This is a genomic window from Paraburkholderia unamae (assembly GCF_003096875.1).
Taxonomy (GTDB): domain Bacteria; phylum Pseudomonadota; class Gammaproteobacteria; order Burkholderiales; family Burkholderiaceae; genus Paraburkholderia; species Paraburkholderia unamae.
Map to the genome: position 1 here is coordinate 188,125 of NZ_QEOB01000005.1, position 23,810 is coordinate 211,934.

The 23,810-nt window shown below is 63.7% G+C and carries 26 protein-coding genes; 24 read left to right on the forward strand and 2 right to left on the reverse strand.

What is annotated here, in order from left to right:
• The first annotated feature begins 7 nt into the window (after positions 1 to 7).
• The 19 genes from C7402_RS46275 (at position 8) to C7402_RS12685 (ending at position 18,844) form a co-directional block, all read left to right on the forward strand.
• Complete coding sequence (locus C7402_RS46275; protein ID WP_133254471.1) at positions 8 to 328, forward strand: hypothetical protein; 321 nt, start codon at positions 8 to 10, stop codon at positions 326 to 328.
• A 173-nt stretch (positions 329 to 501) separates the two neighbouring features.
• Positions 502 to 771, forward strand: a complete 270-nt coding sequence (locus C7402_RS12600) for a hypothetical protein (protein ID WP_244314830.1) — start codon at positions 502 to 504, stop codon at positions 769 to 771.
• Positions 768 to 1,508, forward strand: coding sequence for a terminase small subunit (locus C7402_RS12605; RefSeq protein ID WP_116610897.1), 741 nt, complete (start codon positions 768 to 770; stop codon positions 1,506 to 1,508). Before C7402_RS12600 ends, C7402_RS12605 begins: the two co-directional genes overlap by 4 nt.
• Positions 1,505 to 2,935, forward strand: coding sequence for a TerL (locus tag C7402_RS12610; protein WP_116610898.1), 1,431 nt, complete (start codon positions 1,505 to 1,507; stop codon positions 2,933 to 2,935). Before C7402_RS12605 ends, C7402_RS12610 begins: the two co-directional genes overlap by 4 nt.
• Before the next feature lie 60 nt (positions 2,936 to 2,995).
• Positions 2,996 to 3,220: a hypothetical protein gene (locus tag C7402_RS12615; protein WP_116610899.1), complete on the forward strand. Its 225-nt coding sequence runs from the start codon at positions 2,996 to 2,998 to the stop codon at positions 3,218 to 3,220.
• The gene (locus C7402_RS12620; protein WP_116610900.1) at positions 3,217 to 4,866 is read left to right on the forward strand and encodes a portal protein; all 1,650 of its coding nucleotides are present in this window, start codon (positions 3,217 to 3,219) and stop codon (positions 4,864 to 4,866) included. The genes C7402_RS12615 and C7402_RS12620 overlap by 4 nt, the downstream gene beginning before the upstream one ends.
• Positions 4,866 to 5,186: a Bbp19 family protein gene (locus C7402_RS12625; protein ID WP_116610901.1), complete on the forward strand. Its 321-nt coding sequence runs from the start codon at positions 4,866 to 4,868 to the stop codon at positions 5,184 to 5,186. The genes C7402_RS12620 and C7402_RS12625 overlap by 1 nt, the downstream gene beginning before the upstream one ends.
• On the forward strand, positions 5,158 to 5,511 hold the full coding sequence (gene gp10, locus C7402_RS12630; RefSeq protein ID WP_116610902.1) for a capsid staple protein: 354 nt from the start codon (positions 5,158 to 5,160) through the stop codon (positions 5,509 to 5,511). The genes C7402_RS12625 and gp10 overlap by 29 nt, the downstream gene beginning before the upstream one ends.
• Positions 5,512 to 5,579: 68 nt before the next feature.
• Entirely contained in the window at positions 5,580 to 6,305 is a 726-nt protein-coding gene (locus C7402_RS12635; RefSeq protein WP_116610903.1) for a hypothetical protein, read from the forward strand.
• 9 nt (positions 6,306 to 6,314) lie between these two features.
• Positions 6,315 to 7,307 carry a major capsid protein gene (locus tag C7402_RS12640; protein WP_116610904.1) on the forward strand — a complete coding sequence of 331 codons (993 nt, stop codon included), beginning with the start codon at positions 6,315 to 6,317 and terminating at the stop codon, positions 7,305 to 7,307.
• Positions 7,308 to 7,374: 67 nt separating this feature from the next.
• Positions 7,375 to 7,785 (forward strand): Bbp16 family capsid cement protein, encoded by a 411-nt coding sequence (locus C7402_RS12645; protein ID WP_116610905.1) that lies wholly within the window; start codon positions 7,375 to 7,377, stop codon positions 7,783 to 7,785.
• A gap of 38 nt (positions 7,786 to 7,823) precedes the next feature.
• Positions 7,824 to 8,078: a hypothetical protein gene (locus tag C7402_RS12650; protein WP_116610906.1), complete on the forward strand. Its 255-nt coding sequence runs from the start codon at positions 7,824 to 7,826 to the stop codon at positions 8,076 to 8,078.
• A gap of 15 nt (positions 8,079 to 8,093) precedes the next feature.
• Positions 8,094 to 8,717, forward strand: a complete 624-nt coding sequence (locus C7402_RS12655; protein WP_116610907.1) for a phage connector family protein — start codon at positions 8,094 to 8,096, stop codon at positions 8,715 to 8,717.
• Between the two features lie 12 nt (positions 8,718 to 8,729).
• Entirely contained in the window at positions 8,730 to 11,039 is a 2,310-nt protein-coding gene (locus tag C7402_RS12660) for a phage tail protein (RefSeq protein WP_116610908.1), read from the forward strand.
• Positions 11,026 to 11,454, forward strand: a complete 429-nt coding sequence (locus tag C7402_RS12665) for a GNAT family acetyltransferase (protein WP_244314831.1) — start codon at positions 11,026 to 11,028, stop codon at positions 11,452 to 11,454. Before C7402_RS12660 ends, C7402_RS12665 begins: the two co-directional genes overlap by 14 nt.
• Positions 11,454 to 11,933: a hypothetical protein gene (locus C7402_RS12670; RefSeq protein WP_133254472.1), complete on the forward strand. Its 480-nt coding sequence runs from the start codon at positions 11,454 to 11,456 to the stop codon at positions 11,931 to 11,933. Before C7402_RS12665 ends, C7402_RS12670 begins: the two co-directional genes overlap by 1 nt.
• Before the next feature lie 14 nt (positions 11,934 to 11,947).
• The gene (locus C7402_RS12675) at positions 11,948 to 14,476 is read left to right on the forward strand and encodes a glycosyl hydrolase 108 family protein (RefSeq protein ID WP_116610911.1); all 2,529 of its coding nucleotides are present in this window, start codon (positions 11,948 to 11,950) and stop codon (positions 14,474 to 14,476) included.
• Positions 14,476 to 16,278 (forward strand): hypothetical protein, encoded by a 1,803-nt coding sequence (locus C7402_RS12680; RefSeq protein WP_116610912.1) that lies wholly within the window; start codon positions 14,476 to 14,478, stop codon positions 16,276 to 16,278. Before C7402_RS12675 ends, C7402_RS12680 begins: the two co-directional genes overlap by 1 nt.
• Positions 16,259 to 18,844 carry a hypothetical protein gene (locus C7402_RS12685; RefSeq protein WP_165841873.1) on the forward strand — a complete coding sequence of 862 codons (2,586 nt, stop codon included), beginning with the start codon at positions 16,259 to 16,261 and terminating at the stop codon, positions 18,842 to 18,844. Before C7402_RS12680 ends, C7402_RS12685 begins: the two co-directional genes overlap by 20 nt.
• A 3-nt stretch (positions 18,845 to 18,847) precedes the next feature.
• Here C7402_RS12685 and C7402_RS12690 read toward each other — a convergent pair whose 3' ends face one another.
• The gene (locus C7402_RS12690) at positions 18,848 to 19,138 is read right to left on the reverse strand and encodes a hypothetical protein (RefSeq protein ID WP_116610914.1); all 291 of its coding nucleotides are present in this window, start codon (positions 19,136 to 19,138) and stop codon (positions 18,848 to 18,850) included.
• Positions 19,139 to 19,204: 66 nt separating this feature from the next.
• Entirely contained in the window at positions 19,205 to 19,783 is a 579-nt protein-coding gene (locus tag C7402_RS46280) for a hypothetical protein (RefSeq protein WP_133254474.1), read from the reverse strand.
• Between C7402_RS46280 and C7402_RS12700 the strand changes: the two genes are divergently transcribed.
• From C7402_RS12700 to C7402_RS47670, 5 genes are read left to right on the forward strand one after another with little or no spacing between them, the layout of a single operon-like run.
• A complete protein-coding gene (locus C7402_RS12700) occupies positions 19,782 to 22,097 on the forward strand; it encodes a hypothetical protein (protein ID WP_133254475.1) in 2,316 nt (771 codons plus the stop codon). The genes C7402_RS46280 and C7402_RS12700 overlap by 2 nt on opposite strands.
• 12 nt (positions 22,098 to 22,109) lie before the next feature.
• The gene (locus tag C7402_RS12705) at positions 22,110 to 22,382 is read left to right on the forward strand and encodes a hypothetical protein (RefSeq protein ID WP_133254476.1); all 273 of its coding nucleotides are present in this window, start codon (positions 22,110 to 22,112) and stop codon (positions 22,380 to 22,382) included.
• A 20-nt stretch (positions 22,383 to 22,402) separates the two neighbouring features.
• Positions 22,403 to 22,693: a phage holin family protein gene (locus C7402_RS12710; RefSeq protein ID WP_116610918.1), complete on the forward strand. Its 291-nt coding sequence runs from the start codon at positions 22,403 to 22,405 to the stop codon at positions 22,691 to 22,693.
• An 11-nt stretch (positions 22,694 to 22,704) separates the two neighbouring features.
• Positions 22,705 to 23,115 carry a glycoside hydrolase family protein gene (locus C7402_RS12715; RefSeq protein WP_425273781.1) on the forward strand — a complete coding sequence of 137 codons (411 nt, stop codon included), beginning with the start codon at positions 22,705 to 22,707 and terminating at the stop codon, positions 23,113 to 23,115.
• Positions 23,112 to 23,789, forward strand: a complete 678-nt coding sequence (locus tag C7402_RS47670; protein ID WP_244314832.1) for a hypothetical protein — start codon at positions 23,112 to 23,114, stop codon at positions 23,787 to 23,789. Before C7402_RS12715 ends, C7402_RS47670 begins: the two co-directional genes overlap by 4 nt.
• Positions 23,790 to 23,810: the final 21 nt, after the last annotated feature.

Below are 23,810 nucleotides of genomic sequence, written 5' to 3' on the forward strand. Positions count from 1 at the left end.
CACGGCGTTGGGGGAAGGCGTTGCATCGGCTGCGGCCACCACGTCCGTAAGCGACACGTCATCGTCTGCGACGACTGCCTCGCAAGACGCAGGCACCGCGGCGGGTACCCAGACCGATGCCGATACGGCCGCTGACCTGCAATCGCAGCTCGACACGGCCAACGCGAAGATCGTGGACCTCGAAGCGCAGCTCACGGCCCTGAAGGCGGGCAGCGACCACCCGATCCATCCGATCCTCGGCCAGATCGAAGCCGAGTTGCAGCGCCCCGGCGCCGTGATCGTCGTCGAGATCAAGAACCTCGTGAACCGCGCCCGCGCGCTGTTCTGACGGTCGAGAAATAGAAAACGGCCGGTGCTCGCGAAAGCAACCGGCCGCGTGTCAGACGCTCTGCTAGCCGTCCAGGTTGGCACCGAAGATTCTATGCAGCGCGTCTGACGATGGCAAGCACGGCGAAGCAATTGCCGTGGCGCGTCGTCTCCGCGCACGGGGAGCGAACCACCATGGCAGCGATGCAAATCAACTGGCGCGAGATCATCTTCGATCTCAAGCGCATTCCGATGAGCAACCAGGACATCGTCGATTCGATCGATGGGTACATCAGCGAGCGCCAGTTGCGCGACTACGCCGAAGAGATCAGCTCGCCCGGCCACTTCCGCGGCGAACTGCTGGTCGTGCTGTGGATGCGTCGCATGGGCCGGGCGCGTGAGCAAGCGCCGCTTCGTCCTGTCGCGTTGCGCTCGATGCCTGGCGCGCGGGCGGTACGCGTATGAGGCACAAGCCGCTCACGCCGAAGGAAGAGATGTTCTGCAAGGAATATCTCGTCGATCTCAACGGGACGCAGGCGGCGATTCGCGCGGGCTACAGCGCGCGCAGCGCCAAGCAGCGCGCGTATCTGCTGCTCGAAATGCCGCGCATCTGCGATCGCATCAACGAACTCATGCGGGCGCGGGCCACGCGCGTCGAGACGAGCGCCGACGAGGTGCTGCGCGAACTGCTCGCCGTCATGCGCGCCGACGCGACCGAGATCACCGAATACCGTCGCACGTGCTGCCGCTACTGCTACGGCGCGAGCAACCGCTATCAGCGCACGCGCGGCGAGATGGAGCGCGACCGCGAAGCGCACGCGAAGCTCAGCCGCGAGCGCGTCGACGAGGGCAAGCCGCCGCTCGATGCGTTCGACGAGAAGGGCGGCACAGGCTGGGATCCGCGCCGCGATCCGAAGCAGGAGTGCGAGGAATGCTTTGGTGAGGGCCACGGCCGTGTTCGGATCCGCGACACGCGCACCCTGGTCGGCGACGCGCGGCGGCTGTTCGACGGCATCAAGCAGGGCAAGGACGGTATCGAGGCGAAGATCCGCGACCGCACGAAGCCCGCCGAACTCGTCGGCCGCCACCTCGGCATGTGGAACGACAAGCTGGAACTGTCGCGGCCCAAGGTGCGCGTGAAGGATTTCACCGGGCGCAAGAAGCGCACCGCAGACGATGACGGTGAGACGGGAGACGCATGAGCCACGAGATCGATTTCCGCTACGAGCCGCAGGGCAAGACGCTCGAAACCTACATCCTTTCGACCACGCGCCGCACCGTCATTCGCGGCCCGCTCGGCAGCGGCAAGACGAACGCGTCGTGCTGGAAGGGCTTCCGCATCCTGTGCGCGCAGGAGCCCGACGCCGACGGCGTGCGGCGCACCCGCGGCATCGCCGTGCGCAACACCTACTCGGATCTGTCCTCGACCACGATCAAGGACTGGCTCGACATGTTCGAAGACCTCGGCCGCTACGTGGCGGGCGGCCGCGAGCCGCCCACGCACTACCTGTCGTTCGACCTCGACGACGGCACGAGCGTCGAAGCCGAGGTGATGTTCATCGCGTTCGATCGGCCCGAGCACGTGAAGAAGGCGCGCGGCCTGCAAGCGACATGGGTCTGGTTGAACGAGTTGAAGGAGCTATCGAAAGCCGTGGTCGACATGCTCGACTTGCGGGTGGGGCGCTATCCGAAAGAGGTTGCGCCCACGTGGTACGGCATCTTCGGCGACACCAACTCGCCCGACGATGATCACTGGCTCTACCAGCTCGCCGAAGAAGACAAGCCCGAAGGCTGGGAATTCCTCGCGCAGCCCGGCGGCGTGATAAAGCAGGGCGATGGCTACGTGCCAAACCCGGACGCGGAGAACCTGATCAACCTGCCGCCCGGTTACTACGAGCTAGGCATGCAGGGCAAGAAGGCCGACTGGATCAAGGTCAACCTCGCGAACGAGTATGGGTTCGTCATCGACGGCAAGCCGATTCATCCGGACTATGTTGATTCGCTCCACTGTCGTCCGCTCGATCTGTTGCCGCGCTCGCCGATCTACATCGGTGTGGACTTTGGCCTCACGCCGGCGGCCGTGTTCCTTCAGCGCAAGGCGATGGGTGGATGGCGCGCGCTGAGCGAGGTTGTGGCCACGAGCCTGGGCGCGAAGAAGTTCGCGAAGGAGATCCAGCTACACCTCGAAACGTTTTACCCCGAGAACGAGGTGCTGCCGATCTCAGGCGACCCGGCGGGCGACCAGCGCTCACAGTCCGATGACGAGGATACGCCCCTCAAGATGCTACGCGCCGCTGGGCTCGAAGCGAAGGCCGCGCCGACGAACGACACAGCGCTGCGCTATGGCGCGGTGGATGAAGTGCTCACGCGAATGATCGACCGCGAGCCGGGCTTTCTCATCGACCCGCGCTGCAAGGTGCTGCGCAAGGCGCTCGCCGGTGGCTATTGCTTCCGGCGCTTGGCAGTCACGGGCGAGCGCTACGCGGACAAGGCCGAGAAGAACATGTTCTCGCACGTGGCGGAGGCGTTGCAGTATGCGCTCGTGGGTGCGGGCGAGCATAAGCACCTCGTGCGGCGCCCGCGCGCAGATGGTGCGAAGAAGCGGCCGCCGCGCGCCATCACCGACTGATTCGGGGGATTCCCCGACACCCGGCCCGTAGCCTCTCCCGAAAATCTCCCGGAGAGGCATGTGAAATTGCTCGGACTCACCCCCAACGTTTCGACGCCCACTGTCACCGAGACACCGGCGCCGACCACCGACACCACCACGGCGACGGATGACGCCACGAACCGGCTGCGCCGTCGGCGGGGCGTCGCCGCAACCGTGCTCGCTGGTGACTCGTCGACGGTCAACGCATCCTCCGTGAACGCGCCGGCCGCATCGGCCGCCACCAAGGCGATCCTCGGCCAATGACGAACGACGACGCCAAGATCATCGATTCGGTCGTCGCGGACCACGGCCGCCTCAAGGAAAAGCGGCAGTCGTACGAGGCGGTCTGGAACGACGTCATCGACTACCTGATGCCGCGCCTTGACAAGTTCGGGCAGAAGCCGCGCCCTGACAGCGACCGCGGCCGCGAGCGATCGCAGAAGATTTTCGACTCGACCGCGCCGCTCGCGCTGCGCAACTTCGTCGCGGCGATGGACTCGATGATCACGCCGCAGACGCAGCTTTGGCACCGCCTGGGCACGTCCAGCGAACCGCTCGGCGAGCAGCCGAACGTGAAGGCCTATCTTCAGCAGGTCGTCGACGTTCTGTTCGCCGTGCGCTATCGCTGGCGTGGCGGCTTCGTGACGCAGATCGGCGCGACGTACCAGAGCATCGGCCTGTTCGGGCCTGGTGCGTTGATGATCGAGCACGACGTCGGACACGGCATCGTCTATCGCAACGTGCCGATGCAGAACCTGTGGTTCGCCGAGAACAATGCCGGGATCCTCGACAAGACGCACGTGCGCTGGAAGCTCACGTTGCGCCAGGCGGCGCAGCGCTTCGGGCGGGAAAACCTCTCGCCGTCCATGCAATCGACGCTGGAGCGCGACCCGGAAAAATCGTTCGAATTCCTGCATGTGGTCGAGCCGCGCGCGGACCGCGATGCGCGCAAGCTCGACGGCCGCAACATGCGGTTCGCCTCGTACTGGCTCGACGAGAGCCGCGAGCGCATCGTGCAGAACAGCGGCTTCCGCACGTTCCCGTTCGCGATCGGGCGTTTCTATGTCGGAACTGACGACGTGTACGGCGGTAGCCCCGCGTACGACGCGATCCCCGACATTCGCATGGCCAACGAGCAGGCGCGCACGAACATTCGCGGCGCGCAAAAGATGGTCGATCCGGTGATGCTGCTTCAGGAGGATGGAGCGCTCGAAGGGTTCGACATGCGGTCCGGATCGCTCAACTGGGGCGGCCTCGACGAGAAGGGCAACCCGATGGCGCGCCCGCTGGAAATGGGGAAGCAGGCGCACATTGGCATCGAGTTCGCGCAGCAGACGCGCGAGACGATCAATCAATGGTTCTACGTCACGCTGTTTCAGATACTCGTCGACAGCGGCGACATGACTGCGACCGAGGTGTTGCAGCGCGCGCAGGAAAAGGGCGTGTTGCTCGCGCCGACGCTCGGTCGCACGCAGACGGAATTGCTCGGGCCGCTGATCGAGCGCGAGCTCGACATCCTCGCCGAAGCGGGCCAGTTGCCCCCGATGCCCGAGGAACTGCGCAACGCGGGCGCCGACGTCGAGATCGAATACGACAGCCCGCTCAACAAGGCGATGCGCGCGGGCGAGGGCGCGTCGATCCTGCAATGGCTCCAGCAGCTCGGCGTGGTCTCGCAGTTCGATCAGCGCGCGATGAAGCTCGTGAACGGCGTGCGCATCGGGCGCCTGCTGGCCGACTACAGCGGCGTGCCGGTCGATGCGATGAACACCCAGGATGAGATCGACCAGAACGACGCGGCCGAGGCGCAGGCGCAGCAGATGCAGACCGTGCTTCAGGCTGCGCCCGTCGCCGCCGGCGCGGCCAAGGATCTCGCCGACGCGGCCGTCACCGCACAGACCGCGAGGGTGTAATGCGCCGCACGATGAATCGGTTCCTTCGCTTCTTCAATCGCCGCGCGCAATACCGCGCGTGCTTTACGGATCAGCGCGGCAAGCTCACGGCCGCCGGCGAAGCGGTGCTGCGCGACCTCGCGGAGTTCTGCCGCGCCGAGCGCTCGATCCTCACCCTGTCGCCGATCTCGCGCACCGTCGACACGCACGCGACGATGGTGGCCGAGGGCCGCCGCGAGGTGTACGTGCGCATCCTCCAGATCCTGCGCATGACGGACGCGCAGCTCAATTCCCTGAAAGACGAGGCCCCTGATGATCTCGATGAAGTTGACGCCCGTTGAGGCGAAGCAGGAAAGCACTGCGGACGCGCCGACCACTGTCGATGCTGACCGCCCCGCGTATCCGTACGGGCTCACGGTCTGCCTGGACGATGAGTCGCTGTCGAAGCTCGGCGTCACGTCGCTGCCCGATGTCGGCACGCCGTTCACGATGACCGCGCGCGTCGAAGTGTGCAGCGCGAGCCAGTATCAGAACCAGAGCGGCACCGATCGCAATCTCTCGCTTCAGATCACCGACATGCAGCTCGACCCGGAAAAGGCGCAGCGCACCGACGAGGAACGCGCGGCATCGTTCTACGGCGGCTCACAGGGCGCTGCACCCTCGTAAGAATCGGGGGATTCCCCGCCCCCGTCAATTCACCCTATGCCCCATTGTTCAACTGACGTGGGGCATCAATGCACCAGCGCTTCTATCTCGCGCGCCGCGCCGCGCTTTTCTATCCCGAAGGTGATGCGGGTGCCGCAACAGGTGGCGCTGCGGGCGACAGCGGCCAGGGCACCGCGGCCACCGCTGCGGCCGCAGCGGCCAGCGCATCGCAGTCTTCGACGCCCGACTGGCGCGAGGCCATCACCGACGCCGACCTCAAGCAGTACGTCACCGACAAGGGCTTCAAGGAACCGGGCGACGTGCTGAAGGCCGTCCGTGATCTCGAAGCCAAGCACACCGCGCCCGCGAAGGCCGAGGACTATGCACTCGGCGATACCGACTTCGCCAAGACCGCTTCCACGTGGTTCCACGAACAGGGCATCTCTGCCGAGCAGGCGAAAGGCCTCACGGCGAAGTGGAACACCTTCGTCGAGCAGCAGAACACGGCCGCCGAGCAAGCTCGCCAGGCCGAAGGCGAAGCGCAGATGACCGCGCTCAAGGGCGAGTGGGGCGACAGCTACGACAAGAACCTCGAACTGGGCCGCCAGGCGATGCGCAAATTCGGCGTGCCGGTCGAGGTGATCGAGACGCTCGCGGGCACTGCGGGCAACGCGCAGACCGTGAAGGTGTTTTCGCAGATCGGTGCTTCGCTGAGCGAAGGAACCCTCAATCCGGGTGGTGCTGGTAGTAGCGGCGCGGCGTCCACCGATGACGAAGAAGCCGCTGCGTCGAAGTTCTATTCCAAATCCCGATAAGGAGCCGCAATGGCAACCCTCAAAGTGAACAATCCGACGCTCGCCGATGTCGCGAAGCGCCTGGACCCGGAAGGCGCCGTCGACATGATCGTTGAGATCATGAACCAGACGAATCCGATCCTTCAGGACATGACGGCCATCGAAGGCAACCTGCCGACGGGGCACCGCACGACGGTCCGCAGCGGCATTCCTGTTCCGACGTGGCGCAAGCTCTATGGTGGCGTCCAGCCGACCAAGAGCACGACCGTGCAAGTCACGGACAACTGCGGGATGCTCGAAGACTACTCGGAAGTCGACAAGGCGCTCGCGGACCTCAACGGCAACACGAACGCTTTCCGCCTCTCCGAAGACCGCGCGAAGATCGAGGGCATGAGCCAGGAAGTCGCACAGACGCTCATCTACGGCAACGAAGGCACAGCGCCGGCCGAGTTCACCGGTCTCGCACCGCGGTACAACTCGCTGACCGCACAGAACGCCGACAACATCATCAATGCGGGCGGAGCGGGCGCGGACAACACGTCGGCATGGCTGATCGTGTGGGGGCCGAATACCTGCCATTCGATCTATCCGAAGGGCTCGAAGGCGGGCTTGCAGGTCAACGACAAAGGCCAGGTGACCATCGAGAACGCCGACGGCAACGGCGGCCGCATGGAAGGCTACCGCACGCACTATCGCTGGGACATTGGCCTTACTGTGCGCGACTGGCGCTACGTCGCGCGCGTCGCCAACATCGACGTGTCCGACCTCGCCACCTCGGCGAACGCGCAGGCGCTGATCAAGTACATGATCATGGCCGGCGAGCGCATTCCCCAGCTCGGTATGGGGCGCGCCGTGTGGTACGTCAATCGCAACCTCCGCGAGAAGTTGCGCCTCGGCATCATCGACAAGGTCGCGAACAACCTTTCGTGGGAAACGGTCGCGGGCGAACGCGTGATGATGTTCGACGGCATCACGGTCCAGCGTACCGACGCGCTGCTCAACACCGAAGGCGTCGTCTCGTAATTGGAGCGCGGGCCGCCGGATACGCGGTCCGCTTTTCCAGATATCCAGCACCCCCAAGGAATTCGCCATGATCATCGATTCGCTTCTGGAATTCTCGGTCGCACAAGCCCTCTCCGCTACGGGCGTTTCGACCAACGTTATCGACCTCGGCTCGGATCGCGACATCGGCCCCGGCCGCGCGATGTGGGTCGTGATTCAACTCGGCGCGGATGCTGCTTCGGCAGGCACGTATCAGGTCGATTTGCAGACCGACGACAACTCGGCATTCAGCTCGCCGACCGTCATCGGCAGCGTCTCGCCTGTCGCGGCTTCTGCGAAAGCCGGTGCGCGCTACGTCATGGGTATGCCGTTCGCCAACGAACGTTACTTGCGTCTCAACTACACGCTGGGCGGCACGACGCCGACGCTCAACGTGAATGCGTGGCTGACCGATCAGGATCCGACCTCCTGGCAGGCGTACCCGGACGGCATCGCCTAAGCCGTTCCGCGGCTGTTCCATAACCTGAGAGGACATTCATGAAGGTCAAGGCAACCAAGCAAGGCTACTTCGGCGGCGGCCGCCGCAATCCGGGCGATACGTTTGAGATGCCGAACGTGACCGTTAAGGCCGGTGAGGTGATCGGCAAGAACGGTAAGGCGGTGTCGTGGGTCGTGCCGGCGAGCGGTGAGGGCACCAGTGGCCCAAAAGCGCGTGGAGCGACCGTCATCGAGACCCCGAAGACGAATGGCTCAACGTCGCCCGACGAGCAGGACGGCGACGGCGAGCAATAACGGACTGAGCACCATATGGCATCTCAGGTAGGCATCGCCAATCGCGCGCTGACCAAGCTCGGGTCGGCGCGCATCACTTCGCTCGACGAGGACTCGAAGGCGGCGGCCGCGCTCAACTCGTGCTACGACTACGTGCTCGACGCGTGCCTGCGCGCGCACCGCTGGCACTTCGCGAAGGCGCGCGCCCAACTCGCAGAACTGGCGGCGCCTCCGCTCTTTGGCTTCCAGCATCAATACCGGTTGCCGTCCGACTACCTCGCGCTGATCCAGATCGGCCAGTTCCTCGTTTATCCGCGCGGCGACACGCGCGGGCTTTATAGCATCGAGGGCGGCAATATCCTCACGGACATCGACGCGCCGCTCGCCATTCGCTACACGCGGCGCATCACGGATCCCAACGCTTACGACGCACTGTTCGTCGAGTCTTTCGCGTGCCGCCTTGCGCTCGAATGCTGCGAGGCCCTCACGCAGAGCCAGACGAAGATGCAATCGATCGCGACGCAACTGTCGCAGGCGCTCAGCGACGCAAACCGCGCGAACGCGATCGAGCGCCCCTCACAGCCGATCGGCGACGACACCTGGCTCGAATCGCGCAACGGTCGCGCTCATTTCAGCGAACCCCCCATCTTCCGCAACTGACAGGAGGCTGCGGTGCCGAAGGCCTCACCCCAGATTACGACTTTCGACGCGGGCGAACTCTCGCCCCTGATGGGCGCCCGTGTCGACGTCTCCAAGTTCGCCAATGGCTGCATCACGCTCGAGAATTTCCTGTGCGTGGTGCAAGGCCCGCTCATTCGTCGCGGCGGTACGCGCTACGTCGCGCCAATCAAGGACGCGTCGAAGCAAAGCTGGCTGCTGCCGTTCATCGTGTCCGACGACATCGCCTACATGTGCGAGTTTGGCGACGGCTATATCCGCTTTTTCGCGAATCGCGGGCAGCTCGTGGACGGCACCACGCCGGTGGAGATTGCCTCGCCGTATGCGCTCGCCGACCTGACGACGGCAGACGGCACGTTCGCGATCAACGCGGCGCAGAGCGCGGACACGATGTACCTGTTCCATGGCTCGTATCCGATTCACAAGCTGCTGCGCACGGCTTCGACCACCTTCGAAATCGACGCGGTGAGCCTGCGCGCCGGGCCGTTCGCGGCCGTGAACTCGGACGAGTCGATCACGATCCAGGCTTCCGCGCAGAGCGGGACCATCGCGCTCACCGCGAGCGGCGGCGATGTCTTCACGGCGGCGGACGTGGGCCAGCTTTTCTATCTTGAGCATCGCGACAACTCCAGTGCGCCACCGTGGGCCACCTATAAAACCGTCGCGGTCGGCGACGTGTGGCGCGTCGACAGCCGGACGTATCTCTGCACTGAGACCGGCACCTATTCGACGTCGTCGCTCCCGATAGTGACCGGAACGGAGACGCCCACGCACACGGAGGGCTCGCGCGCGGACGGCGACATGAAGGACGAGTCGAACGACAACTACGGCTCGATCGGAGCCATGTGGCAATACCAGCACTCTGGCTATTGCTACGTGCGCATCACCGCCATCGCGGATGCGCGCAGCGCCACATGCGAACTGGCCAACGTGGATCCGTCCGATCCGATCGTTGTGCCGCAGCAGATCGTCGATTCGGGCACGTTCAAATGGGCGCACGCGCTTTTCAACGTGACGGACGGCTACCCGCAGAACGGCACGTTCTGGCGCGACCGGCTGTGCGTGATGCGTGATCGCTGGCTGGCCGCCTCGACGTCCTCCGACTTCGAGAACTTCGCGACGAAGCAGGCCGACGAGCAGACCGATGATTCTGCCATCGTCGAGCAGCTCAACGCACGTCAGTTGAATAAGCTCGCGTGGATGATCGAATCGGACAGCCTGCTTGTCGGCATGACGGGCGACGAGTGGGTAATCGGCCCGGCGAACACCGCGGCCGCCGTGAGCGCGACGAACATCAACGCGGAGCGGCGTACGTCGTATGGCTCGAAGCGCATCCAGCCTGTCCAGGTGGGCGGCCTGATCCTGTTCGTGCAGAAGCGCGGGCGCAAGCTGCGCGACTTCCAGTACGACTTCTCCACGGATAACTACGTTTCGACGGACACGACGAAGCTCGCCGACCACATCACGCGCGGCAAGAGCGGCACGAACAACGGCATCATGTCGATGTGCTACCAGCAGGAGCCGCGGTCGATCGTGTGGGCCGCGCGGGCAGATGGCCAGCTCATCGCGATCACCTACGACCGCGAGGAAGGCCGCAGCGACGTCTATGGCTGGCACCGGCACCCGATGAACAACGCATTCGTCGAGTGCGTCGCTTCGATTCCGTCGCCCGACGGCGATGCCGACGACGTGTGGATGATCGTGCGGCGCGAGATCAACGGCCAGACCGTGCGCTACGTCGAATATCTGAATCCGCCGCTTGAGGATGACGAGGACCAGTCCGCGGCCTTCTACGTCGACGCGGGCCTGACATACACCGGCACGGCCACCGAAGGCGTCTCGGGGCTCTCGCACCTTGAGGGGCAAACGGTTTCCGTGCTGACCGATGGCGCCGTGCATCCGGATTGCACCGTGAGTGGCGGCAAGATCGCATTGGAGTGGACCGCCGACGTCGTTCAGGTCGGGCTCTCGACGCGGGCGCGCGTGCAGACCATGCAGCTCAACGCGGGCGCCGCCGACGGCACCGCGCAGGGCAAGACGAAGCGCATCACGAACATCGTGACGCGGTTCCTGCGTAGCCTGGGCGGCAAGGTGGGCCCCGACTTCACGAACATGGAGCAGCTCAATTTCCGCAAGCCGTCGAACGCCATGGACCAGGCCGTGCCGCTCTATACGGGCGATATGGAATCGAACTGGCCCGGCGGCTACGAGATGCAGTCGTACATCTGCTACGAGAACGACCAGCCGCTGCCCGTTTCGCTGCTCGGCTTTTTCCCGATCGTGGTGACGAATGATGATCGCTGAGCGCCTGACACCGGCGCACATCCTTGCCCTCGAATTGCAGCCCGCGCAGGCGCCCGGCGGCATCGTCGTTACGCCGCAGTGGGCCGACTATATCTGCTCGCTGCGCGGCGTTGGCTGGGCGCTCGTCGAGGACGCCCAGCCGATCGGATGCGGCGGGATCGTCGAGCTCTGGGAGAACCGCGCGCAGGCGTGGACGATGCTTTCCCTGCGTGCGCTCGCGCGGTTTCGCCACGTGCATCGCATGGTGCGCGACGTGCTCGACGATTCGCCGTGGCGGCGCGTCGAAATGGACGTCGACGCGGAGCACGCTGCGGGCGTGGCGTGGGCGCGGCACCTTGGGTTTGAGTGCGAAGGCCTGCGCCGCAAATACACCGTCGATGGACGGGACACTTTTCTTTTCGCGAGGGTCAAGTAATGGCACTCCCAGCAGTCGCCGCCGGCGTGATGGCCGCCGGATCACTCGCCTCCGGCATCAGCCAGTCTTCGGCCAGCAGCCAGCAGGCGTCAATCCTCGATCGCAATGCGGCGCAGACCGATGCGCAGGCGCAGGGCGTCTATGCGCAAGGCGTCGAGCGCGAGATGACGCAGCGGCGCAACGCCGATCAGCAGCTCGGCGCGCAGCGCGCGGCCGTGGCCGAATCGGGCTTCAATCCGAGCGCTGGATCGGCGCTCGATGCGCAGGTGCAGAGCACGCAGAATGCCGAACTCGATGCGCTACAGACGCGGTATCAGGGCATCCTGCAAGGCGACACCCTTCGGGACCAGGCGACCCAGATGCGCTATCAGGCGAGCGTCGCGCGTGCGAACTCGCGCGGTGCACTCACGAGCGGCGTGCTTAGCGCTGCGGGCTCGGCGCTGACCGGCTATGCGTCGTATTCGAAGCTGACAGGTTGATCACGGAGCGCTCCATGCGGGTCAAGATTCCATCGTACGAACAGCAAGTGATGCCCGCGCTTCAGGCATCGGGGGCAATGACGCCAGTCGTCGCGCCGCAAGACAACATCGGTGCCGGCATCGAGAAGGTCGGCCAGGGGCTGATGCAGGTTGCGGACGCGAACCAGAAACTACAGGACTCCCAGGACCTGCTGGCCGCGCAAAAGGCGTTCACCCAGAACGTCGGCAATTTTCAGGAGAACATGAAGTCGTGGCAGAGCACGGCGGCGCCCGGCGCTCCGAACTTCACGAAAGACTCGCTGACCGTGTACGACAATTCCGTCGCGGGTGCGCTCGGCCAGATCCAGAATACGCGCGTGCGCGCGCTCATGGACGAGCAGTACAACCGCTATCGCCTGACGATGCAGAATCAGGCCATCAACTTCGAGGCGGAACAGCAGCAGGCGCTCGGCAAGAACAATGCCCTTGATGCGCTCGACGCCGCAAACAAGGTCGTGGCGAACGACCCCACGCAGTACGACAGCCAGCTCGCGGGTCTGAATGCCAGCGTCGGCGCGTCGGTCCTACAACCGGACGTGAAGATGGCGATCATGCGCAAGGCGAAGGACGATCTCGCCTATACCGCGGCATCGTCGATCGCCTATTCGAACCCGACGTCGATCGCGGGGCCGTATGGAACCGGCGCGAACCCGGCGACGGGCGGAGGCTATTCCGGTGGTTTCAGCGGGGCGGATGCGTTCGTTGCGGCGAAGGAGGGCGGCTTGCTTCCTCGCGACACGAATGGAACCGCTACGAATTTTGGCATCAATCAACAGGCGAATCCGGACGTCGATGTGAAGAACCTGACGCCCGAGCAGGCTGCGCAGGTGCGGAAGACGCGATACTGGGATGCGATCCACGCCGACGCGCTCTCTCCGCAGATGCAGCCTGTCGCATACAACTTTGCGATTCAGGCGGGCGTCGGAGCCGCAAACAAGCTACTTCAGCAGTCCAACGGCGATCCGGTGAAATTCCGTGATCTGGCTAACGGGTACTACGCGAGCATTCCGCCGGATAAGTCGCAGGGCTATCTGGATGCGTGGCAAGCGCGCAATAACCAGGCCTATCAGATGGGCGCGGCTGCGAGCACGCCCGCCGATAACCCGCTCCTGGCGCGCCTACCATGGGAGCAACGTGTGCAGGTTTTCAACCAGGCCAAGACGCAGCTCCAGCAAAACATGGCGCTTTCGCGCGCTCAGCTCGACACGCACCTACAGGATGCCCAGGCGATGGCGACGCAGGGCACTCAAGATCCGAACCCGCTTACGATGGGCGATTTGCTCAAGGCGTACGGACCGCTCGAAGCGCCCGCGCGCTTTCGCTCGTATCAGGACGGCCAGCAGCTCGCGATCGACGTCACGAACATGAAGGGCATGCCCGCAACCGATATTGCGAACATCGTGAACGCTCGGGCGCCGCTTCCCGGCCCTGGCTACGCAGATGCGCTCCACGATCACACGATTCTCGCGACGGCAGCGCAGCAGGTGATTCAGCAACGCGATGCGGATCCAGCGGCCTATGCTGCGAAGAATGCGCCGGCGGTGAGCTCGGCCGGTCAGGTGCTTTCCTCGAACCCGACGCCGCAAACCGCGCAGGCATACGCGGCGGCGACAGTGGCAGAGCAAGCGCGCCTCGGCATTGCGAAGCCCCAGATTCTCTCGAAGGTTCAGGCTCAGAACCTCGAGGATCAGATCAATGCGAACGGCGGCGCGAACGCTGATGGTGTGATCCAGCAGCAGGCACAGCTTTGGGGCCCGCAATGGGGCAGCGTGTTCGGGCAACTCAAGGGCATTTCGCCGATCGCGAAGGTGGTGGGCTATCTGGGTGACTCAGTGCCGCAGGCGACGCGCCAACAATTGCTCGCGAACTCCAGCGTGAAGATGGACGAATTGAAAGACGGGCTGGCATCGACCGACGTGAGCGCGGCGCAGACGACGCTCAACGGCAAGATGCAGCCGTTTGCCGGAACGATGGCGTACACGCCCGGCGGCCCGCAGACTTTCAGCGCACTCTACGATGCGACCGAGCGGCTTGCCTACACCTACATGCGGCGCGGCCAGAGCGCTACCGACGCGGCGAACAATGCTTTCAACGATGTCGTCGGCAAGCAGTTCAATGTGTCGGGCAGCGCGCGCATTCCAGCGCAATACAACGCCAGCGACGTCATGAACGGTGCGCAGGGGATTATCAATGCGCTGCCTTCGATGGACCTCGTGACACCACCAGCGCCGCCGAACATGAAGCAGGAGGATGTGAAGCAGCACTACGTCGGTAGCCTCGCGTCCAGCGGCAAGTGGATTACGAGCGCGGACGGCAAGGGGCTCGTTTTGTTCGATCCGGTTTCGCAAACGGTCGTGCGCACGAAAGATGGCCAGCCTGTTGGCGCGCCGTTCACGGCGCTTTCCGCCAAGTCGAGCGCGTCTAACGCCAAGGTGACACCGCCGAGTCCGTTCAACGCGACGGAGTCCGATGTGCCGGGCCTCTCGACCACGGGGGTATTCTGATGGGCGATTTGGTACTGGGCGATCACGAATTCACGGCGCCACTGAATCCGATCACTGAATACCCGACGCCGCTTGGCGAGTATCTCAGCGCGCAGGGCGGCACGGCGTTACAGAGCATTGAGGATCGCTGGAATTTCCTGACGGGCGCGCGGGCCGACAACACCGTCATTGGCTATACGCCAGAAGGGCAAGCGATATACGGGAGCGATCCGTCGCAGCAGCGCATTGCCCCTGATGTCGCGCAAAAGCAACTGGACGCGGCCGGCGTCAAGATGCAAGCCCCATCGGACGGCATGTATCAGGACACACTGGATTCGCTCGTGCAGCGCCAGCAGGAGAAAGCCGCGCGTGATGTTGCAATTTCCGCTTCTCCCGTTGGCGCCCGTTCGGTTCTGGGCTTCGGGGTGCAGGCGGCTACCTCGATGCTGGATCCGCTGAACATCGCATCGTCGTTCGTGCCTGTGATCGGCCCGATGAAATACACGGCGCTGCTGGCAGACGCCGGTAGTGGTCTCGCGCGCTTAGGAATCCGTGCGGGAGTTGGGGCTGCGGAAGGTGCAGCAGGTGCCGCGCTTATGCAGCCCGTCGATTACCTCGCGTCGCGCAATGTGGGCGATGACTACACGATGACGCAGGCGCTGGAGAATGTGGCGTTCGGCGCAGCCTTTGGCTCTGGGCTTCATTCCACCTTTGGGGCTGTGCATGATCTCGCGTTTGGCGCGCCGCGCAAGCCGAACACGAACATCCCCACCGATGTCCCGCAAACGCCTGTCGATGAGGCGCCAGCCGCCGGCGCGCCCACGCCTCTTGTCATTCGACTCGACACGGGCGATGTTCCGATCTCGCCGCTAGGTTCCGCGTGGATGAACAACAGCGTGTCTCACGAAACGCGCGTTGCCGCGACGAGCACGGCGGTTTCGCAGCTACTCGACGGGCGGAACATCGAAGTTGATCCCGTCATCCGCGCTGATCCGGCGCTGCAACTGAGCCTGGCACTGCGGCAGCAGCCGACCGACATGGAGATGGCGCTTGCGCAGGCCCGTGGCGACGTCGAGCCGCAGTTGCGCGCAGAGTTGACGGCGCAGGCTGGTAACCAGGCCGAGCGCGGCGCTGTGTCACAAATGCAGGCGCAGCTCGACGAGATCAATGCTGAGCTGGCGCAGCCGTCAGCACCAGCGCGCGAAGACGTGAAGGCGCTTCAGGAGGGGCAGAAGCTCAAGTTCAAGGATGCGCAGGCACGCGCTCAAGCCGAACTGGACACGCGGCGCGCGGATCTCACGACGCAAGCTCAGCGTCTGACTCAGGCCATCGAGATGAATCGGCAAGCGTCGCAGGCAGCGCAGGATCTCGCGGCACTCGACCGTGGCGAGTTTCCCGAGCGCTATCAGGATCGTGTCAATGCCCGCGCCCAGCAGTTGCTTGCGGGCGATCCACTGACCGCTGCAATCCGTCAGCTCTATGCACCGTCCCCGGAAGCGGACGTCGCGGCCGCGCAACGCTTTAACAGCGCCGACAACGTCGCCGTAGCTGACGGCGATATGGCGCGCGCGGCCACCGAGCGCATGAGCGAGATGTCCGAAGGCCTGCGCTCCGCTTCGGTTGAGGGGGCCGAACAGGCCATGAACGACGCGCAAGCTCGCCTCCAGGGCACGCTTGACAACCTGAAACAGCGCGGCGTAGCTGCGGAGGCACTTGCCTCGTTCACACGCGACATCGAGCCGTACGACGCCGCAGTGAAGGATTCCGATAACCTCGCGGCCGCCGTGCGCGCGGCCGCAATCTGTGGACTCTCAAATGGCTAGTGCTGAAGACTGCCTGCGGGCAATGAGTGCGGCAGCGGGCCGCGATCTCACCGTCGATGAGATGGAGGCGTTGCAGACCCAGCTACAGGCGCGGATTCGGGCCGAACAGGCGCGCAACGGCGCGATCGATCTTCGAGATGCCGCCATGCGTGCGGCGGACTCAATCGGCACGGACCTGAAGCAGGCGGCGTTCATCGAGAGGCGCAACGCCCTTATCAATGCGTCGATTCGCGCTGAAAAAGTGTCGTGGATTCAGTCACAGTTCGGAAACAGGCCGGCCGAAGGGATTTCGGCTTTGCTCGTAGGCGTGAACCGTGCCAAGGTCGGGGCGCGCAATTCCGTCGCCGCAGTGCAGAAGACCATGCGCGACAGGTTCCTGAGCGGCTTCGTGTACGACCTCGAAAGGACCGGCTACTCGAAGCTGTTCGCGCGCGGCTCGGCGGACCTTGATGTGGCGCGAGCAATGTGGGCTTTCGGTCGCGAAGATGAAGCAGCGCGTCTGAGCGCGCTTCCGGAGCACGCCGTCGCGATTGCCCGCGTAATTAACAAATGGCAGGAGTTCGCGCGCACGACCGCGAATGAATCCGGTGCGTGGATCGGAAAGGAGCCGGGCTATATCGTCAAGCAGGCATGGGAAAGCGACCGCTGGCGTCACGCGGGCTATGACACGTGGAAGGCTGACGCGCTCAACGACTACGACATCTCGGCCATGATGGCGCGCTCGGGCGCGGATAACGTCGATGCGATGCTCAATGGCATTTACCGCAATGTCGCGAGCGGCGACCACATGAAGCCGATCCAGAGCGTGGAGCAATCGCCGTTCAAGGGGCCGGGCAACCTCGCGAAGCGCATCAGTCAGGAGCGCGTCATCCTCTTCAAGGACGCGGACGCATGGTATCGGCATAACCAGAAGTATGGAACGCGGAGTCTGCGCGAGGCTGTCGCGGCCGGACTTGAGCGCAGTGCGCAGCAGGTCGGCCTCCTTCGACAGCTCGGCACGAACCCGGGCGCCATGGTCGACACAATCCGCAATGACCTCGTGCAGGCTGCGAAAGAAGCGGGCGAGTTCGACAAGATCGACGCGCTGAAGCAGGCCGCCGGCCGCCACGACAACTATCTGGCCGCAGTTGACGGCCGGATGAACATCCCAGGGAGTGCGATGGGCGCACGGCTCGGCGCGAATATCCGAGCGTGGCAATCTCTTGCGAAACTTGGCGGCATGATCCTGTCGCAGTTCAACGACGTCGCTGTATATGGGTCCGAGGCGAAGTATCAGGGCCGCAGCTTCCTGTCGGGGATGGGCGAGGCGCTGACCGGCCTTGGCACCAACCTGAAGACTGATGGGAAGCGAGAATTGCTTTCGAGCCTCGATGTTTTCTTCGAGCAGGCCATGGGCGAGATCGCGCGCACCGGCTCATTTGAAGACGTCGGGGGTCTCACGAAGGCGCAGCGACTGTTCTTTAAACTCAACCTCGGCCAATGGTGGAGTGACAAGATGCGCGCCGCCTCCGCGATGGGCATGTCGCACCACATGGCGTTGCAGGTCGGCAAGTCGTGGGAAAAGCTCGAACCCGAGTACCAGCGTGTGCTGAGCCTCTATGGCATCGACTCGCCAAAATGGGACGTCATTCGCCAGTCGGCTACGAAAGAGGTTGACGGCCGCGCGTACATCACGCCGGAGTCGATCGAGAGGGTGGGCGACGACGCGGTGCGATCGTGGCTGGATGCCGCGGGCCGCCGGGCCGAGGCCGCCGACGTCACGGGTGCGCGCACTGAGCTCGCGGACACCGTGCGAACCTATATCAATGATCGCACCGGCTTCATGCAACTGGAACCGGACGCGAAGACGAAGGCCGTCTTGTTGCAGGGCACGCGCCCGGGCACATGGCTGGGCGAGTTCATGCGCTTTGCCATGCAGTTCAAGACGTTCACCGGCGCCTACATGCAGAAGATCATGGGGCGCGAGTTGTACGGGCGCGGGTTCGAGGGCACGAATCCGTTCAAGGCGCTCGCGGCAGGCAATGGCGAAGCGTGGGGCCTTGTGAGCGTCGTCGCGCTCTCGACGCTGTTCGGCTTCGGTTCGATGGTGTCGAAAAGCTTGCTGCGAGGGCAGTCCCCGCAGATGCCGAACGGAGATGCGGAAAACGACGTCAAGGTGTTTCTGGCGGCGATGGCCCAAGGCGGCGGCATGGGCCTGATGGGAGATTTCCTGTTCGGAAGCGCCAATCGATTTGGCGGAGGAATGCTATCGTCGCTGGCCGGCCCGACTGCTGGCACCGCGAACGATATCGTGAACCTCTACCAGATGGCACGCGACGACGCGATCGAGGGAAAGGGCGGAACGCTGGCAGCCAATGCGCTGCGCGTCGCGATGAACAATACGCCGTACCTGAACCTGTTCTACACGCGCATCGCGCTCGACTATCTGCTGTTTTATCGGCTTCAGGATTGGCTCAATCCGGGCTACCTTTCGCGCATGGAGCAGCGCGTGCGCACGGAGAATGGACAGTCGTTTGTTCTGCCGCCATCGCAATACGCCACTTCGCCGGCGGCGCTGTTTCAATGATAGTCAGGCGATTGGCTGGCCCGACAGGGCCAGCTTGAGGCGTGGCCAACCAAACAGGACATAGGGCCATGCCATCAGCGGCATCACGACGAGCAGGACGAGGGCGGCATGAATTACCGCCCCGTCGTGAAACCAGATTGCCGCGCCGGCGAGCGGCACGATGAACGACATGAATGCCCACATCACATTGCCGGCGATCATCAGCGTGCGATAGACGCCAGGTAGCATCGCAGCCCAGATCAATACCCCAAGAATCACGACGCTAATGAGCAGTGTTCCGAGTTCGTTTAGCATGGCGACGCTCCAGGTGCGGGGCTTACGTGGGGGGGCATACCTCTCGGCGATTACCGCAGCGCAACGCTAACGGACCGGGCCGAAGGTGATCGACGTATCGTAGAGGCTGATGAGGGAGGCGATGCCGCCGCTGCCGCATACTTGCGCATGGATGAAGTATTTTCGTCCAACACGGATCAGACTGTTTGCGCGCTGCCGATCAATATTCGAGAGTTGGCCAATGTTCGTCGGAACTGACCACTGGTTACCGCTTTTGTCCGTGAACCGGAAGGATTCGAGCGTTCCGCCGCTAGATGTGAATTGGACACCTTCGACGGTGATCGGCCCGATGAACTGCTCGCAGTTGGCGCCGGCGAATTGATAGACGGAATCCATTTCCTCAAGGCCAACTGTGCGTTCGGTTGCGCGTGACTGCGCTGTGAGCGCGGCTGATTGCCATACGGAAATCAGCCGGGGACCAGTTGATGCGTTCTGGGCGGTCGCGTTTAGCGCAGCGATTGCTAATGCCCAGCCTACGAAAGCTCGCTTGAACTGCATAAATTCCCCGTAGTGTGATTTTTTCGGATTTGTAGGATACAGCAATAACGGGGGATTCCCCGAGCCCGCTTTGTGACCATGGCGCAGTTCCTCAAAGGGCTGCGCCATGACTGTTACCTCTGACGTGCAGTCGGTTATCTACCAGACCGACGGTAGCTCGGTAGATTTTCCGATTCCGTTTTACTTCCTTCGAGAGTCCGAAATTACTGTCGACAAGATCGACAGCGACGGCGACCTCGTCGAGCTCGTGCTCGGGACGGACTTCACTGTCAGCGGTGCGGGTGTGCAGACGGGCGGCACACTCACGACCACTTCGACGTATGCGGCCGGCTTCGATCTCCACATCTACCGCGAGGTGGAAGCCACGCAGGAATCGCAGTATCAGCAGAACGATCCGTTCCCGTCGAAGACCACTGAAAAGGCGCTCGACAAGCTGACGATGCTGATTCAGCAGGTCATGCAAACGCTGGCCCGCGCGCTGCTTTTCCCCAAGAGCGACCTCAATCCGAAGAACACGCTTCCAGTAGCTCGACAGCGCGCGAACAAGGGTCTGGGCTTCGACAGCGCGGGCGACGTGTTGATGATCGACATGACGATCGGATCGGTCAGCGTGCCTTTCGTGCGCAATGTCGACATGCTTCGCCTCGTATCGCGCTTCGCTGCGACCGAAGTGATGACGGCGGGCTATCGCGCAGCCGGAGACGGTGGCGGCCAGTCGTTCTACCTCGACGCGACCGACGAAACGAGCAGCGACGACGGCGGCTCGTGCATTGTGGCCGCCGATGGTGGCCGCTGGAAACCGGTGTCGATCAGCATCGACGTTTTGAAGTTCGGCGCTGACGCCAGCGGCACGCAGGTTTCCTCCGCGGCGTTCGATGCCGCGCTGGCTCTGGTGACGAAGATCGTGACGCAGCAGGGCAGTCCGTATCCGGCGCCGACGATCGAGGTGCCGCCCGGCCGGTACAAGCTCAACAAGACGCTGTCGCTCATGCCGTGGCATCGATTTCGTTCGTTGGGTGTCGTGCACTTCGACTTCTCCGCGCTCGATGTAGCAGCCGACGGCATTGTGATGCGCAACGAGCAGACGGCGATCGCCGGAGGCAACGCCAAATGGGCGTCGATCGCTCCGTTCCTTGATGGCACTGCGGGCGCGATCTATGTCGAGGGGCCCGGCAAAACCGTGTCCACTGGCTGGGGCATTCGGATGGGGAACACGACCGCCGCGTCGAGCGATATTCGCGACACCGGCGGCACTAATGTGATCGTGACGGGCTGGCGCGGTGCACTGCGTTACGACCCGATCAACTTGTACCTGATCACCTGGAGCGGATGCCGGTTCGAGCAGAACATGCAGGAGAACCTGTATGTGACGCTAGGCACCGTGGTCGACGGCGTGGCCCAGACGGCGGTCGTGAACAGCGGCGAGAAGATGTCGTTCATCGACTGTACGTTCGCCGCCGCCGTCAATGCGGTGTATCACAACTGCGACGGCTACACGTACGAGTTCGATGCCTGCTCGTTCGATTATCACTCTGTGCCGTTCAAGGTGGACGCGCTCGGTCGCTACTCGAAGTTCCTGCTGCGCGGCGGCCATTCCGAGGCCTTCGACGCACTGTGGTTTGATGCAACGGTGAGCGGCACGCGCGTTGAACTGATCATGCACGGGCACGACATCCTGCCGACTCACTACGTCGATACCACGTATATCGGCTCTCCACGCAAGCTCATCGAGGGCAATGCCGCCAATCGGCTGCGCCTCTCCGCGTTCGGTAACTCGCTGCGCTACGTCTGGCGGCCGTACCTTCCGGACACGCCGGTTGTCGGCGACAACGTTCTCATTCAGGCGCTCGAAGGGACGATTCAGGAGGGCTACTACATCCCGTTGGCGCGCTCGCGTTCGATGGGCCGCGACTATGCGTTCACGGTCAACGCAATCGGAACGAGCGGCGACGCGCTGACGCATTGGACGCGCGACGCAGGCATCGTCGACGTCGACGTGCGCGAGATCAATACGACGACAACGCTCGGCCAGAGCCTGCATCTGCACGGCGCGGCCGCTGATTCGACGATCGCGTTTCACACAAACGAGAGCATCCCGTGCCGCGCCGGTGACAACTTCTGTCCGGGGTGCGATGTGTTCGCGAACGGCACGACGGGCGATCTCAATATTCGCGTTTTTCTGCGTTGCTACGACTACCAGGGCAATCAGATCGGCACCGATCTCGGCGCGACTTACAAGATGGCCGACGCGTATGCGGACGCGAATGTCCCGAACTATGCGTTGGGCCGCAACCGCGCGATGACGATCGACCACCAGATCCAGACCATTCCGACCGGCGCCGCGACCTTCAAGATTTACCTGACGGTCAACTCGTTCGTCGGCGACGTCTACATCAAGAACGTGCGCGCGGTGCGCGCTTAAACGGGAGGTTTTATGCAATCGATCGAACGATGGGTGATGGGGCATCTGCCGCAGGACAAGTGCCTGCATGTGATCGCGGGGGTGATCGTGTTCGCGCTCGTGCACCTGCTTGCGCGGCTCGGCGTGCCGTACACACAGCCGGTGATCGGGCTCGCGGTCGTGGCCGTCGTCGGCGCGCTCAAGGAACTGCTCGATCACTTCGACGGCGGCGATCCGTCGATCTACGACTGGCTGGCCACGTGCGCAGGCGGTGCGCTCGCATTCGCCTGTTCCTTCCAGGCATAAAACCATCTTACGGGGTCGCTATGCAGGAGCATGAGAAAACCATTCTGGAGCTAATCATCATGGGAGCTTTCATCGGAATCGCGAAAGTGCTCGTGGGACGCGACGAGCTCACGCCGCGGCTGATCCTCGGCCGCGCGGTGCTCGGCTCGGCCACGTCGATGGTGGCGGGCGTCGTGCTCGTGCAGATCCCGAACCTTGACCCGATTGCGCTGCTCGGCATCGGCAGCGCGCTCGGCATCGTCGGATCGCAGTACATCGAACTGCTTTTGCGCCGACGCGCGAAAGCCATCATCGGAAAGGAGGAAGCGTGAGCACCTTTGACATGGCGACGCTGATCGCCGAACTGAGCCGCGACGAGGGGCGCAAGCTGAAACCCTACGTCGATACGGTTGGCAAGACGTCGATTGGCGTTGGCCGCAATCTCTCCGATGTCGGGATCTCGGACGCCGAGTGCGACGCGATGCTGGAAAACGACGTGACGCGGACGGTCGCGTGGCTGGATCGCAACCTGTCGTGGTGGCGCAATCTCGATGCCGTGCGCCAGCGCGTGATTATCAACATGGCGTTCAACATGGGCGGCGGGCTGCTGACGTTCGTGAACACGCTGGCCGCGATGCAGCGCGGCGATTACGCGGCGGCCGCGAGCGGCATGCTCGCTTCGAAGTGGGCGACGCAGGTAGGCGCCCGGGCACAACGACTCGCGCAGATGATGCGCACTGGAGCGGCGGCATGAGCACGTGGGGCGACGTAGCATCCGCAGTTTCGAAGTTCGCGCCGATCCTCGGCAACGCCGTGCCGGGCGTCGGCACCGTGGTGGGGGCAGGCGTCGGGCTGGCCGCCTCGGTGATCGCCAAGGCGCTCGGCACCGATCCGACGCCTGACAGCGTCATGACGGCGTTGGCGAGCGATCCTGACGCGATCGTGAAGCTACGGCAGGCCGAGATGGACCATGAAAAGGATCTGGCCTCGATCGCGGCGCAGCGAGAGGCGGCGCAACTCGCCGCGCAGACCGCGCAGTATCAGGCTGATGCAGCGGATCGACAGAGCGCGCGGTCGTTTGCACAGTCGACGAATGATCACACGGCGCGCAATCTCGCCTACCTCTACACGGTCGCGCTGTTCCTCACGATCGGCGCGCACCTGTATATCTGGGTGGCGAAGGTGCCAGTCGATCCGCTCGTAATTGGCACGATCAACACGCTGGAAGGTGTGCTCGTGACGATGGCCGTCAAGACGAGCGAGTTTTTCACGGGTGGGTCGCGCAGCGCGGATCAGCTTGCGAGCCAGTTTGCGCAGTTCGCTACGACGCCCGGCACAGTCATAGCGTCGAGCACCGGCGTTCCGCAGGCGCAAGTGCCTATGGCCACGCCCGCTATGGCGGATCAAGGTATTCCTCGGGGAAGCTGAAGCACAGGGGACATGAAAAAA

What these genes read in the sequence shown, in the direction of transcription:
- C7402_RS12605 (WP_116610897.1), top strand. Translation starts at nt 768, where the DNA reads ATGAGGCACAAGCCGCTCACGCCGAAGGAAGAGATGTTCTGCAAGGAA.
- C7402_RS12665 (WP_244314831.1), top strand. Translation starts at nt 11,026, where the DNA reads ATGATGATCGCTGAGCGCCTGACACCGGCGCACATCCTTGCCCTCGAA.
- C7402_RS12610 (WP_116610898.1), top strand. Translation starts at nt 1,505, where the DNA reads ATGAGCCACGAGATCGATTTCCGCTACGAGCCGCAGGGCAAGACGCTC.
- C7402_RS12710 (WP_116610918.1), top strand. Translation starts at nt 22,403, where the DNA reads ATGCAGGAGCATGAGAAAACCATTCTGGAGCTAATCATCATGGGAGCT.
- C7402_RS12625 (WP_116610901.1), top strand. Translation starts at nt 4,866, where the DNA reads ATGCGCCGCACGATGAATCGGTTCCTTCGCTTCTTCAATCGCCGCGCG.
- C7402_RS12690 (WP_116610914.1), bottom strand. Translation starts at nt 19,138, where the DNA reads ATGCTAAACGAACTCGGAACACTGCTCATTAGCGTCGTGATTCTTGGG.
- C7402_RS12645 (WP_116610905.1), top strand. Translation starts at nt 7,375, where the DNA reads ATGATCATCGATTCGCTTCTGGAATTCTCGGTCGCACAAGCCCTCTCC.
- C7402_RS12635 (WP_116610903.1), top strand. Translation starts at nt 5,580, where the DNA reads ATGCACCAGCGCTTCTATCTCGCGCGCCGCGCCGCGCTTTTCTATCCC.
- C7402_RS12650 (WP_116610906.1), top strand. Translation starts at nt 7,824, where the DNA reads ATGAAGGTCAAGGCAACCAAGCAAGGCTACTTCGGCGGCGGCCGCCGC.
- C7402_RS12670 (WP_133254472.1), top strand. Translation starts at nt 11,454, where the DNA reads ATGGCACTCCCAGCAGTCGCCGCCGGCGTGATGGCCGCCGGATCACTC.
- C7402_RS47670 (WP_244314832.1), top strand. Translation starts at nt 23,112, where the DNA reads ATGAGCACGTGGGGCGACGTAGCATCCGCAGTTTCGAAGTTCGCGCCG.
- C7402_RS12700 (WP_133254475.1), top strand. Translation starts at nt 19,782, where the DNA reads ATGACTGTTACCTCTGACGTGCAGTCGGTTATCTACCAGACCGACGGT.
- C7402_RS46280 (WP_133254474.1), bottom strand. Translation starts at nt 19,783, where the DNA reads ATGGCGCAGCCCTTTGAGGAACTGCGCCATGGTCACAAAGCGGGCTCG.
- gp10 (WP_116610902.1), top strand. Translation starts at nt 5,158, where the DNA reads ATGATCTCGATGAAGTTGACGCCCGTTGAGGCGAAGCAGGAAAGCACT.
- C7402_RS12640 (WP_116610904.1), top strand. Translation starts at nt 6,315, where the DNA reads ATGGCAACCCTCAAAGTGAACAATCCGACGCTCGCCGATGTCGCGAAG.
- C7402_RS12655 (WP_116610907.1), top strand. Translation starts at nt 8,094, where the DNA reads ATGGCATCTCAGGTAGGCATCGCCAATCGCGCGCTGACCAAGCTCGGG.
- C7402_RS12675 (WP_116610911.1), top strand. Translation starts at nt 11,948, where the DNA reads ATGCGGGTCAAGATTCCATCGTACGAACAGCAAGTGATGCCCGCGCTT.
- C7402_RS12620 (WP_116610900.1), top strand. Translation starts at nt 3,217, where the DNA reads ATGACGAACGACGACGCCAAGATCATCGATTCGGTCGTCGCGGACCAC.
- C7402_RS12680 (WP_116610912.1), top strand. Translation starts at nt 14,476, where the DNA reads ATGGGCGATTTGGTACTGGGCGATCACGAATTCACGGCGCCACTGAAT.
- C7402_RS12705 (WP_133254476.1), top strand. Translation starts at nt 22,110, where the DNA reads ATGCAATCGATCGAACGATGGGTGATGGGGCATCTGCCGCAGGACAAG.
- C7402_RS12715 (WP_425273781.1), top strand. Translation starts at nt 22,705, where the DNA reads ATGGCGACGCTGATCGCCGAACTGAGCCGCGACGAGGGGCGCAAGCTG.
- C7402_RS12600 (WP_244314830.1), top strand. Translation starts at nt 502, where the DNA reads ATGGCAGCGATGCAAATCAACTGGCGCGAGATCATCTTCGATCTCAAG.